We start from the raw sequence: 12,133 nt of genomic DNA on the forward strand, positions 1-12,133 counted from the left end.
CAAAGGCCGTTGGAAGGCATCCGGGTCGTCGATCTGACCCGGTTCGTCTCGGGGGCCTACTCTTCGATGCTCCTCGCCTCGCTCGGCGCCGATGTGATCAAGGTCGAGGTGGGGGCCGCCGGCGATCCGTACCGGGTGCAGGGGACCGCGTTCGTCGGTGACGAGAGCGTGTTGTTCCAGGTGCTGAACACCGGCAAGCGCAGCATCCACGTCGACCTGAAGTCCGACGAGGGGCTGCGCGTCATGGAGGCCCTGATCGGGTCGGCTGATGTGATGATCGAGAACGGCCGGCCCGGGTCCCTCAGGCGGGTAGGGCTCGACAGCGATTCGGTGCGCGCGCGTCATCCGCGCCTGGTGTACGCCTCCATCTCCGGGTACGGCCAGGTCGGCCCGGACGCCTCCCGGGGCGGGTTCGACCTGATCCTGCAGGCCGAGGGTGGCCTGATGAGCGTCACGGGTGTCGCCGGAGGGGAACCGGTCAAGGTCGGCGTGCCGATCCTCGACATCGGCAGCGCCGTTTCGTGCGCGCTCGCGGTGGTCGCAGCCCTGATGGGACGAGAACGTCACGGCGACGGGGCGTACGTGTCATCGTCGCTGCTGGAGTTCGCGGTCGCCGCCTTCTCCAGCGCGGCACCCGCGTACCTCGTCGACGGCGAGGTACCGCGGCAGATGGGCAGCCACTCCCCGACGTTCGCTCCGTACGGCGCGTTCCGTGCGCGTGATGGCTACCTCGTCATCGCCGGCGCGGGAAGCGAGGATCTCTGGCATCGCCTGTGCGGCGCCCTCGACACCCGATGGTTACTCGAGGACTCTCGCTTCACCACCAATGCCGACCGGGTCCGCAACCTCACCGATCTCGTCGACGCGATCGAGGCCGTGCTGGCCGAGCAGGACGTCGACGCCTGGCTCTCGCATCTCGGGAAGGCCAGGATCCCGTCGGCCCGGGTGCGGGATCTCGCACAGGTGCTATCCTCGCCCCAGGTCGCCGTATTGGGGCTGGTCCGGGAGCAGAGCATACGGACCGGCGGCTACCGTTACATCGGTCCGCCGTTCCAGGTGGACGGTCCTCTCTCCTATGACCGTGGCGCGCCCGAGCTGGGCGAGCACACCGATGAGATCTTGGCCGAGCTGGATCTCGGGCAGGCCGTCGGCCAAGCCGAGGTGGTGGTCGACTCATGACCGACTCGTTCGACGAAGCGGCCCGGGCGGCTCTGGCCACCACCAGCGACATCGAGGCCGGCCAGGTCATCGAGCGGACCATCGAGCTCTCGCTGATCGCGGCGCCGCCGCTGGACGAGGCCGACCGCGCCGAGCGGGTCGCCCAGTGGTGGCGTGCTGACGGCCTGCGCGAGGTCGCGATGGACCAGGTGGGAAACGTGTGGGCAAGGGTGTGTGAAGGTCGCGGCCCGGCTGTGCTGATCGCCGCGCACCTCGACACCGTCTTCGGACGCGACATCCGGCACGGGCTCACCCATGACGGCGCGGGACGTCTCGTCGGGCCCGGCTGCGGGGACGACACGGTCGCGGTCGCCGCCCTGTCCAGCCTCGACCGGCTGATGGCGGCACCGACGGACCGGCCGGTGTGGATCGTGGCCACCGTCGGTGAGGAGGGCCTTGGCAACCTCCGCGGTGTCACCGCCGCCCTCGACCGTCCGCTCGTCCCGATCGGTGCCCTGATCGCCCTCGAAGGCAACTACCTCGGCCGGGTGAACCTGATCGGGGTCGGCTCGGTCCGCAAGCGCGTCACCGTCACCGCTCCCGGTGGGCACGCGTGGGAGGACCCGCATGTCCCGAGCGCGGTTCATGTGGCGGCCGAGATGATCCGCGACCTGGGGCACCTCCGGGTGGAGCACACCGCGAAGGTAACCGTCAACGTCGGCACCTTGCACGGCGGTGAGTCCATCAACGCCCGCGCCCAGCGTTGCATGTTCGACCTCGACCTGCGTTCGGAGGACCCGCTCGCCCTGCGGTCGCTCACCGAGGGCGCGACGGCGATCCTGGAGAATGTCCCCCCGCGGGTGAACGTCGAGATCGAGGAGATCGGCGACCGCCCGGCGGGACGGATGGACGCAGACCATCCACTCGTCGAGGCCGCCGCGGCGTCGCTGCGGGCGTTGGGCATCGAGCCCCGCTACACGGCAGCCAGCACCGACGCGAACGCCGCCTACAAGCTCGGCATCCCGGCGGTGACCCTCGGCATCACCTACGGGGACGGCACTCACACGGAGACCGAGTGGATCGAGATCCAACCGGTCACGCTCGGCCTGCGGGCTCTGGTCACCACCATCTACACGTACATCTCCTCGGGAGTTTGAAATGCTTAGCGGAGTGGCACTGCAACCCGTTGACGCCCCAACGGAATTCGAGTCCATGGTCGAGGAGATCGAGGGCAACGGGTTCGACGAACTCTGGCTCACCGACTCGTCGCTGCACGCACGGAACGTCTATGTGTACCTCACCCTGGCCGCGTCGCGGACCGACCGGATACGGCTCGGGACCGCGGTGACCAACCCCATCACCCGCCACCCCGCGGTCACCGCCACCGCCATCACCACGGTCGACGAGGTCTCCGGTGGGCGCGCGGTCCTCGGCATCGGCGCCGGAGATCGTCCGCTGCTCGCGCTCGGTTCGAAGCCGGCGCCGCTCAAGCAGCTCGAGGCGGGCATCGACGCGATCCGGCGGCTGTGGACCGGTGAGAACGTGACGATGCGAGCGCCGGGCTTCGTCCTCGATGATGCCCACATGCGCGAGCCGGGGCGCTCCGACATCCCGGTCTACATGTCGGCGAGCGGTCCGAAGACCCTCGAGCTCGCCGGTCGTGTCGCCGACGGCGTCATCCTACTCGCCGGCCTGCACCCGGAAGGGCTGCGGTGGGCGATCGACCACATCGAACGGGGCGCGGAGAAGGCGGGCCGGTCCGCCCGTCCGGACATCACCGTCTTCGCGTACGGCGCGATCGACGACGACGAGGACAAGGCGCTGGCCGCCGGCCGGACCATCGCCGCCTGGTTTCCGCAGACCGCTCCGGTGTACTGCGAGATGGCGGGTCTGTCGAACGAGCTCGTCCGGCAGGTCCGCGAGATGTACAGCGGTGGGGAGTTCCAGGAGGCCGAGCAGGCCGCGAAACTGCTTCCTGACGAGTTCGTGCATCGGATGTCGCTGGCCGGTGGCAAGGACCGTGCCCGGGAGCACATCAAGAACATGCTCGAACTCGACGTGGAGTGCGTCAGCGTGTTCCCGCTCGGCGATGACCGGATGAAGACGGTCCGGTACTTCAAGGAATGCTTCGACAGCGTCACCGGAAGCTGAACGGTCGTGGCAAACCCCGTTCCGGACCGGACCCTGTCCACCGTCCTCGACCAGTGCCTGGGTGCCCGGCCGCTGGAGGAGGTGGTCCTCCTCGTTGACGAGGGCACCGACGCGGACGTCGTCGCGGCGCTGGTCTCGGGCCTGGAGGAGAGGCACTGTGTCCCGGTCGTAGCGAAGATGCCGCGATACGTGGTGCCGGGAAGTGAGCCGCCGGCGGCGGTCGCGGGCCTGCTGGCCGGCGCCGCCGCCGCGATCGAGCTGACCTCGACGTTCATCGGGTCCAGCCGGGCGCGCCAGAGGGCGACCGCGAAGGGCGTGCGCTACCTGGCCATGCCGGGCGTCGTCGCCGACACCTTCCGGCTCGGTGGGCCGTTCGACGTCGACTTCGACCGGTTGCGAACCTTGACCGAGCGGCTCGCGCGAGCGTGGGGATCGGCGTCCAGCTACCGGTTGACGACCCCGGCGGGCACCGACCTGTCCGGATCGGTTGAAGGGCGTCCGGGCCGGGCCCTGTTCGGGGTCGCCCGCGACAGGGGTGCTTACATGGCGCCGCCCGATGTCGAGTCGGGGACCGCCCCGGTCGAGCACAGCTCGAACGGGGTCGTGGTCATCGACGCCGACTTCCTGTTCATGGGGCAGGGGCCGGTGACCCGGCCGGTCGCGTTGCACTTCACCGACGGACACCTCGTGGCGGTCGAAGGTGATGAAGGAATCCGCCTGACGGAGATGATGGACCGCTGCCAGGATGAGCGGATGAGCAACCTCGCCGAGGTTTCCATGGGGTTGAACCCCAATGGCCGGGTATGCGGCATCGCGATGGAGACCGAGTCGACCCTGGGCAGCGCCCACATAGCGCTGGGCAACTCGATCGCCTACGGGGGGACCGTCGACGCTTCGGCCCATCTCGACTGTGTCATGCGGGAGGCGACGTTGGAGCTCGACAGTCGCCCGATCCTGATCAACGGGGAGCTTACCTGAACTTGACGTTTCTGGTTTGGCACATCACATCTTACGCGCGAAACTATGCTGTCTTGGGAGTTGTCAAGACGCCGTACAGACGCCTATCTCCCGGAACGACAATTCATCTAGGGGCCTGAATGGAATCGGCGGAACGCCTCGGTCAGGACGGGTTGCCGCATCTGCAGCTCAAGGACCGCGTCTACCAGTATCTCCGCCAAGGCATCGTGGACGGCGACTTCGAGGTGGGCGCCGCGCTACGTGAGGTCGACATCGCCACGCGTCTGGGGGTCAGCAAGACGCCGATCCGGGAGGCCTTCGTCCGGCTGCACAAGGACCGGCTGGTGCGGCTGATTCCGTACAAGGGCGCGGTCGTCGCCGGTTACAGCCGCGAGGACCTCCGTGAGGTCTATGAGGTGCGCGAGCTGATCGAGGGCGCCTGCGCGGCCACGGCCGCGGCCGAGCCGACCGGCCGGTTGCGCGCCGACCTCGAGCGCAACGTGCAGGCGGGCCGCGACGCGCTCGCCGCCGACGATGTTGCCGAGGTCGTCCGGCTGTTCGAGGAGTTCGACCGGCTCATCTACAGTCAGTCGAACAACAAGTGGATCAACGATCTGATAGAAAACCTCGAAGGCCACCAGCGGCGCATCGGGCGGCTCACCGTCGGCATCCCTGGGCGCCTTGAGCAGTCGATCGAAGAGCACGCCGGTATCTGCTCGGCTATCGCCCAGGGCGACGCCGAGGGCGCCGAGAAGCTGATGCGGTCGCATGTCGTCTCGGTGATGGCCGACCAGCTGGAGAACTTCAGCGACTCCGGCCCCGCCTGACACTCGCCCGCTCCTTGCCGACGGGGGCGAAGGGGGCGATGACCCTCGCCCCCGACCATCATGTTCGCCGGAATCTCCGGCTCAGGCACCTGGCTGTTCGCACCCCCTGAGGTGACGTCCCACCCTCGGGGCAATGGTCGCCGTCCAGGTCCCGCCTTGCCTGATCCCCGTGCCCTGAGGGTCTCGGACCTGCGGCTTTCGAATGTCGCGCCGGGGATTCCGTCTCTCAAACTGTTGACGATCTGCTCCGGCCATCGATAGGTTTGCGCCAATGCGATATCAGATCTCAGATCTGATCTTCCGTGGGGCTCCAGATACCTGGCAGGCCGTTGCTGCTTGGGAAGGGCTTATAGATGTCAGAAGAGCAAACCATCTCCTCGACGGTGGAAGTCGACATTGTCATCGACGGTGGCTGGGTTCTCAGCCTCGACCCGGAGCGCCGGATCTTCCAGCAGGGGTTCGTCGCCATCAAGGATGGCGTGATCGTCGATGTCGGGCGACGAGAGGACCTCGCCGGCCGCTACCACGCGAAGCGCGTCATCGACGGCCGGAACAAGGTGACGATCCCCGGCCTGTCGAACGGTCACCGTCACCTGCTGTGTTGCGCCAAGGGGGCGATGCCTGAAGGGGGGACCACCCTCGACGCACTGCGGCGCTTCATCTACCCATCCTTCTCACGGCTGACCGCCGAGGACATGCACGTCTACGCACTGCACGCGACCGCGGAGATGGTGCGCTTCGGAACCACAAGCTTCGAAGAGCCAGGGTGCAACCACATCGAGGCCGTCATGACGGCGGTGGCGACGTCAGGCATGCGGTGCCGGATCGGTCCCTGGACGTGGGACCAGAACGGCTCCGCCGGTCCTAGCGATCTTCCTGACTGGTTGAAGTTCGATGCCAAGGAGGCTATCAAGCGGCTCGAGTGGGGTGTGGAGACCGTCCGCTCTTTCAACAACCCGCGTATCCGGGATGCCGTGACGATCGAGGGCGTCGGCACCTGCTCCGATGAGCTGACCGTGGGCGCGGCGAGACTGGCGCTGGAAGCCGAGTCACTGATGGTGATCCACAAGTCCACCAGCGAGCGCGAGGTGGCGCTGGAACTGAAGGCGTTCGGTCACCGGCCGATCGAGCACATGCACAAGATCGGTGCGCTCAACGAGCGGGTCCTCATGAACCACGTCACAAGCGTGGCGGAGTGGGAGGTCCCCCTCATCGCCGATTCCGGTGCCCGGATCTCCCAGAACCCGAGTACCGCGTTGAAGCTCGCCAAGGGCACGACCCAGTTCGGCAAGTGGCCCGAGTTGCTCGCCGCCGGCGTCCCGATCTGCCTGGGCACGGATGCCGAGAACTGCTCGAACCACCAGGACATCACTCGGGCGATCTCGCTCGCCGCCCTGCTGCCGCGGGACGCTCGGCAGGACCCGAACGCCGTCAGCGCCGAGCAGGCGCTGGAGATGGGCACCCTGGGCGGGTCGCGCGTGCTGGGGTGGGACGACATCGTCGGCGGCATCGAGGTCGGCAAGCAGGCCGACATCGTCGTCTACGAGGCCGACGACTTCGACTGGCGGCCGCTGCACAACCCCGTCGCGAACCTCGTGTACGGGGCGACCGGGCACTCCGTCCACACCGTTCTGGTCAGTGGGGACATCCTGCTGGACAACAAGAAGCTCACCAGGGTCGACGAAGGCGCTCTCCGCGAGGAGGTCGAGAAGATCGACCGCCGCGTGCTCAAGGAGATCGGGATCGAGCCTCGCGGCACTTGGCCTATCTACTGATGATCCGCTCTCACTCAGCGCCATTGCCGATGCTCTTCGGCTTCTTCCCCCAATGGAGCTTCATCATGATAATTCCTTCACGATTGACCGCCGCGGTGGCGGTGGCGGGATCGCTGCTGCTCACGAGCGCCTGCGGGGCTGGGGCAACCGATGCCCCCGAGGGCTCGGATAAGGAAAAGACCATCCGAGTCGGAGTCGCTCTGGCTGGGCCCCGCAACGATAACGCCTTCTACCAGACGTATCTGGAAGGCGTCACCAAGAACGCTGAGGCGATGAACCTCAAGGTGTCGGTCGTCGACAACCTGGTCGCCCCTCAGCAGATCACGGACGCGCTGACCAACCTGGCCGCCGACAACGACCTCATCATCGGCGGCGGAAGCGCGCTGGTCGCCGGCGCGAACGCCATCGCGGCCACGCACCCCGACACGACCTTCGTGATGTCAGGTGTCGTCACGGAGGGCATCGGCAACCTCCACGCCTACATGATGCTGCAGGGCGTTCCCGCCTACGTCGCGGGCGTGCTCGCCGCCAAGGTCACCAAGACCGGAAAGGTCGGGTTCATCGGCGGGGCGCAGATCCCGCCGACCAGCCAGTCGGACATCGACTTCAAGGCCGGCGCTCACGCCACCACCCCGGGCATCAAGTATTCGGCGATCACCGTCGGGAGTTTCAGCGACGCCACCAAGGCCAAACAGGCCGCCGCCGCCCAGATCACCGACGGGGTCGACGTGATCTACGCGTTCGTCGACGCCGGTCTGCCGGGTGTGCTGCAGGCGATCGAGGAATCGGGCAAGGACGTCAAGGTGTTCAATCCCACCACCAACCGCTGCAAGGAGTCCGATGCCCTCATCGGCTACGACTACCAGAACAACCAGCAGCTGGTGACGACGATCCTGCAGGACTACACCAGTGGAAGGCTGCCCACGGGCACCAAGAAGTACGCGCTGGAGGACCCGAAGATTCAGAAGCTGACCATGTGCCCGAACTCCGCGGATCTGCAGGCCGAGGCGGACGCGGTCACGGCCAAGATCAACGCCGGTGAGATCAAGATGCCCGAGGGCGGTTGATCGATGATGCGCCAGCCCGAAGCACCCGACAAGGGGCAAATCACCTCCGAAGCGTTCCTCAAGATGCTGGGCATCTCGAAGCGTTACCCGGGAGTCGTCGCGAACGAGGACGTCACCTTCGAAGTGCTGCGCGGTGAGATTCACGCCCTTCTCGGCGAGAACGGAGCTGGCAAGAGCACGCTGATGAAGATCCTCGACGGGGTCGTGCAGGCGGACGAGGGCTCGATCCACGTCAACGGCCGGCAGGTCACGATCCGGCGGCCCCGCGATGCGCAACAGCTCGGCATCGGCATGGTCCACCAGCACTTCATGTTGGTGGCGGACATGACCGTGACCGAGAACATCGCCCTGACGGCACCAGGACACCTGGCCGCCGGATCGGATCTGGCAGGCGTCAGGGATCGGTTCACCCGGCTCGCCGAGCAGCACCGGCTGGAGGTCGATCCCGACGCTCGCATCAGCGAGCTGTCGGTCGGGGAACGGCAGCGCGTGGAGATCGTCAAGCTTCTCTATCGAGACGCCGAGCTGCTGATCCTCGACGAGCCGACCGCGGTACTCACCCGAGGCGAGTGGCAGCATCTAGCGACGGTGCTGCGTGACTTGGCCCGGCAGGGCAAGTCCGTCATCATCATCACGCACAAGCTCGGCGAGGTGTTCGAGGTCGCCGACCGCTGCACCGTTCTGCGAGGCGGAAAGGTGGTCGGGGCCGTGACCACGGCCGAGGCGACGGTGAAGGACCTCGTGCGGATGATGGTGGGCCGGGAGGTTCTGCTGCGCGTCCCCCGAGCCGAGGTCGAACCCGGCCCGGTCATGCTCGACGTGCAGGGGGTGCATCTTCGCGACGCCGATGGCCGGGTGCGCCTAGACGACATCAACCTGCAGGTCAGGGCGGGAGAGGTGGTGGGGGTCGCCGGTGTCGAGGGGAACGGTCAGTCCGAATTGGTCGACATCCTCGCCGGCGCCCGGCAGCCGAGCCGGGGCCGTGTGCAGATCGGCGACGTCGAGATCGAGCGGCTGGACCCGAGTCTCGTCGCGGCCGCCGGCACTGCGGTGATCCCCGAGGACCGGCATCGTGACGCGGTCGCGTTGTCGCTCTCGATGGTCGACAACCTCATGGTGAAGAGCCTCGGCGATGACCGGTTCGTACGGTCGGGGATCCTGCGGCGTCGTGCCATCCGGGACCATTGCCGCAAGCTGATCAGCGACTACGACATCCGTGTGCCGGGCCTCGACGTACGGATGCGGCAACTGTCGGGCGGCAACCAGCAGAAGGCGGTCGTGGCGCGGGAGTTGGAACGATCCCCGAAGTTCCTCATCGCGGCACAACCGACTCGCGGACTCGACATCGGCGCGATGGAGTTCGTGTATCGGTGCGTCAACCGGCACCGGGAACAAGGGGGCGCGACGCTGCTCGTCTCGTCCGAGCTCGATGAGATTTTGACCCTGTCAGATCGGGTCGTGGTCATGGTGCGTGGCCGGATCGTCGGTGTCCTCGTCGGTGACGAGGCGACCTCGGAGACGATCGGCCACCTGATGTCCGGTGCAGCGGAAGCGATGGCATGATGTCGGATCGATTGCGTGGACTGCTCATCGCGTGGGCGGTCTCCGTCGGCGCGGTGGTGCTGGCGCTCCTGGCGTCGCTGGCGATCGTGGCGGCAGCCGGCAGCTCGCCCGGCGAGGCCGCGCAGGCGCTTTACGACGGTGCGCTCGGGAGCACCGGCCGGATGGGTGCGATGCTGGCCAAGTCGGTGCCACTGACCCTGGCGGCGCTCGGATGGGTGCTCGCGTTCTCGGCCCGCCGGATCAACGTCGGGCTGGAAGGGCAGATCCTCGCGGGCGGCGTCGTCGCGGCGACCATCGGGCTGCTGATCAGTGGTATCCCGGCCGTCGTCCACCTGCCATTGATGATCCTGGGCGGCATCCTGGGCGGATGCCTGTGGGCCGGGGTCGCAGCGTGGTTGTGGGCCAAGCGCGACGTCAACGAGATCATCTCCACCCTGTTGCTCAACTTCGTCATGATCCAATGCGTCAGCTGGCTGGTCTCCGGTCCGCTGGAGGAGCCGACCCAGACACTCGGGCAGACCGCGCCGATCGAGCAGGCCGCGCGATGGCCGACGCTGATACCCGGGACGGTGCTGCACCTGGACTTCTTCCTGGTACCGGTGGCAGCGGTGGGGTTGTCCCTGCTCCTGCGCAACACCACGGCGGGGTTCCGGTTGCGCGCCACCGGCGCCAACCCCGACTTCGCCGCCTATTCCGGTATCAAGACCGTACGGATCTCCGCCCTGGCGCTCGTCGCGTCAGGTGGCCTCGCAGGGCTGGCGGGAGCGTCGCTGATCGGTGCCAGCCCGCAGGCCAACATGGCCGACAACTTCTCCGCCAACTACGGGTTCGAAGGCATCGTGGTCGCGCTGCTCGCGAGGAACTCGCCGCTGGCCTGCATCCCCGCCGCGTTCCTGTTCGCCTCCCTCAAGCAGGGCGGCGGCCTGTTGGAGGCACGCGTCGGTGTTCCGTCCGGACTCGTCCTGGTGACACAAGGTCTGGTCATCATCCTGGTCGCCGGCGCCGGTTACCTGTTCGAGAAACGGCGGGTCCGGCGGGTGTCGGCCAAGACCTCGCCCGGATCGCAGCCGGTGGCAGCACTGACCTCAGAGACGAACTGATCAGGAGGCCGGACGATGTCACCCCTTGACATGGCATGGCTGACGACGACTCTGCTCCTCGCCGTGCCGATCCTGCTGGCCGCCAGCGGGGAGCTGGTCTCACAACGTAGCGGTGTCATGAACGTCGGGCTCGAAGGCATGATGCTCTTCGGCGCCTTCTTCGGGTTCCTGATCGTCGAGCAGACCAATTCGAGCTGGTTCGGCCTGCTCGTGGGCATCGTCGCCGGAACCAGCCTGGCGATGGTGATGGCGCTGCTGTCGGTCACGCTGCGCGCCGACCAGATCGTCGTCGGGGTCGGGATCAACCTGCTGGCGGCAGGCGTCACGATCTTCCTCAACCGTCAGATGTACCTCGACGCCGGACAGGTCACCGTCGCCCGGATGGACAAGGTCCCGGTCCCTGTTCTCGCCGACCTTCCTGTCATCGGGCGCGTCTTCTTCGACCAGTCACCCGTGGTGTACCTGTGCTACGGGATCGTTCCGCTCATCGCCTGGGTGCTGTACCGCCGCAAGTGGGGCCTGGCCGTTCGTGGTTCCGGCGAGCTTCCCGAAGCGGTCGAGACCGCTGGTATCAACGTCAACCGGGTCCGCTGGAGCGCCGTGCTCCTCGCCGGAGGCCTCTCCGGCCTGGGCGGCGCATTCCTGTCGGTGGTGCAGGTCGGGTTGTTCATCGAAGGGATGACCAGCGGTCGCGGCTTCCTCGCGCTGGCCGCCGTCGTGTTCGGCAAGTGGCATCCCCGCGGGATGATCCTCGCGTGCCTGCTCTTCGGTGGGGCCGACGCGCTGCAACTGCGGCTGCAGGGAGCCGAGACGATCCCGTCGGTGGTCTGGCTGGCCGCAGTCGCGGTAGCGGTCGTGTTCCTGGTCCGCCACGTGCGCCGCAACGGCGTCACCAAATCCGGATGGGTCCTGGCGGGCGCCGTGCCGGTGATCGCGGCGCCGCTGGTGTTCGACCTCGCCCTGTCGCTGCCGGCGCAGCTGTGGCTCGCTCTTCCCTACATCCTCAGCCTGGCGGCGCTCGGCGGACTGGTGGGACGGGCCCGGGTCCCCTCCGCGCTCGCCGAACCCTTCGACCGGAAGAACCTGTAGCCCGCGTTCGCCACCTTGGAGATCTGTATGAGCCTTGTCCGCAAGCTTCACCACGTCGCCTTCGCCGAGGAGACCGGTGCCCCGTGGGTGCGACTCCTGTGCGATCTGCTCGGCACCCCGGTCGAGCACAGCGAGAGCGCCGACGGGTTCGTCGAACGCATGATCCCGGTTGGCGACTGTTGGCTGCAGGCGCTCGAGGCTACGGGCGACGGCGTCGTCCGTAGTTCCATCCAACGGCGCGGGGAAGGGTTCCACCACCTCGCGTTCGAAGTAGATGACATCGAAGAAACGATCGCTGTCCTGCGCGCCCGTGGGGTGATGTTCATCGACGAGAAACCACGCCCCGGTGGGATGGGTACGCAGATCATGTTCGCGCATCCCCACTCGTTCGGCGGTGTCCTGGTCGAGTTCGTCCAGGAACCCAGCCACACGGCGTGAACGACAGG

General features: G+C 67.2%; 11 protein-coding genes. All 11 read left to right on the top strand.

Features of this window, described 5'->3' with window-relative positions; translation table 11 throughout:
* Positions 1-9 precede the first annotated feature (9 nt).
* Positions 10-1,179 carry a CaiB/BaiF CoA transferase family protein gene (locus OG884_RS08655; protein ID WP_326643892.1) on the top strand — a complete coding sequence of 390 codons (1,170 nt, stop codon included), beginning with the start codon at positions 10-12 and terminating at the stop codon, positions 1,177-1,179.
* Positions 1,176-2,315, top strand: a complete 1,140-nt coding sequence (locus tag OG884_RS08660; protein ID WP_326643893.1) for a M20/M25/M40 family metallo-hydrolase — start codon at positions 1,176-1,178, stop codon at positions 2,313-2,315. Before OG884_RS08655 ends, OG884_RS08660 begins: the two co-directional genes overlap by 4 nt.
* A 1-nt stretch (position 2,316) precedes the next feature.
* Positions 2,317-3,309, top strand: a complete 993-nt coding sequence (locus tag OG884_RS08665; RefSeq protein WP_326643895.1) for an LLM class flavin-dependent oxidoreductase — start codon at positions 2,317-2,319, stop codon at positions 3,307-3,309.
* 6 nt (positions 3,310-3,315) lie between these two features.
* Positions 3,316-4,287, top strand: coding sequence for a hypothetical protein (locus OG884_RS08670; RefSeq protein ID WP_326643897.1), 972 nt, complete (start codon positions 3,316-3,318; stop codon positions 4,285-4,287).
* 119 nt (positions 4,288-4,406) lie between these two features.
* Positions 4,407-5,093, top strand: a complete 687-nt coding sequence (locus OG884_RS08675) for a GntR family transcriptional regulator (RefSeq protein ID WP_326643899.1) — start codon at positions 4,407-4,409, stop codon at positions 5,091-5,093.
* A 353-nt stretch (positions 5,094-5,446) separates the two neighbouring features.
* Positions 5,447-6,868 (top strand): amidohydrolase family protein, encoded by a 1,422-nt coding sequence (locus tag OG884_RS08680; RefSeq protein WP_326643901.1) that lies wholly within the window; start codon positions 5,447-5,449, stop codon positions 6,866-6,868.
* 65 nt (positions 6,869-6,933) lie between these two features.
* Positions 6,934-7,935, top strand: coding sequence for a BMP family ABC transporter substrate-binding protein (locus OG884_RS08685; RefSeq protein WP_326643903.1), 1,002 nt, complete (start codon positions 6,934-6,936; stop codon positions 7,933-7,935).
* Positions 7,936-7,938: 3 nt separating this feature from the next.
* Positions 7,939-9,498: an ABC transporter ATP-binding protein gene (locus OG884_RS08690; RefSeq protein WP_326643904.1), complete on the top strand. Its 1,560-nt coding sequence runs from the start codon at positions 7,939-7,941 to the stop codon at positions 9,496-9,498.
* On the top strand, positions 9,495-10,598 hold the full coding sequence (locus OG884_RS08695; protein ID WP_326643906.1) for an ABC transporter permease: 1,104 nt from the start codon (positions 9,495-9,497) through the stop codon (positions 10,596-10,598). The genes OG884_RS08690 and OG884_RS08695 overlap by 4 nt, the downstream gene beginning before the upstream one ends.
* Before the next feature lie 15 nt (positions 10,599-10,613).
* Positions 10,614-11,687, top strand: coding sequence for an ABC transporter permease (locus OG884_RS08700; protein WP_326643907.1), 1,074 nt, complete (start codon positions 10,614-10,616; stop codon positions 11,685-11,687).
* A gap of 27 nt (positions 11,688-11,714) precedes the next feature.
* Positions 11,715-12,125, top strand: coding sequence for a VOC family protein (locus OG884_RS08705; RefSeq protein WP_326643909.1), 411 nt, complete (start codon positions 11,715-11,717; stop codon positions 12,123-12,125).
* The last annotated feature ends 8 nt before the right edge of the window (positions 12,126-12,133 follow it).

This window comes from Streptosporangium sp. NBC_01755, from assembly GCF_035917995.1.
In the GTDB taxonomy this organism is placed as follows: domain Bacteria; phylum Actinomycetota; class Actinomycetes; order Streptosporangiales; family Streptosporangiaceae; genus Streptosporangium.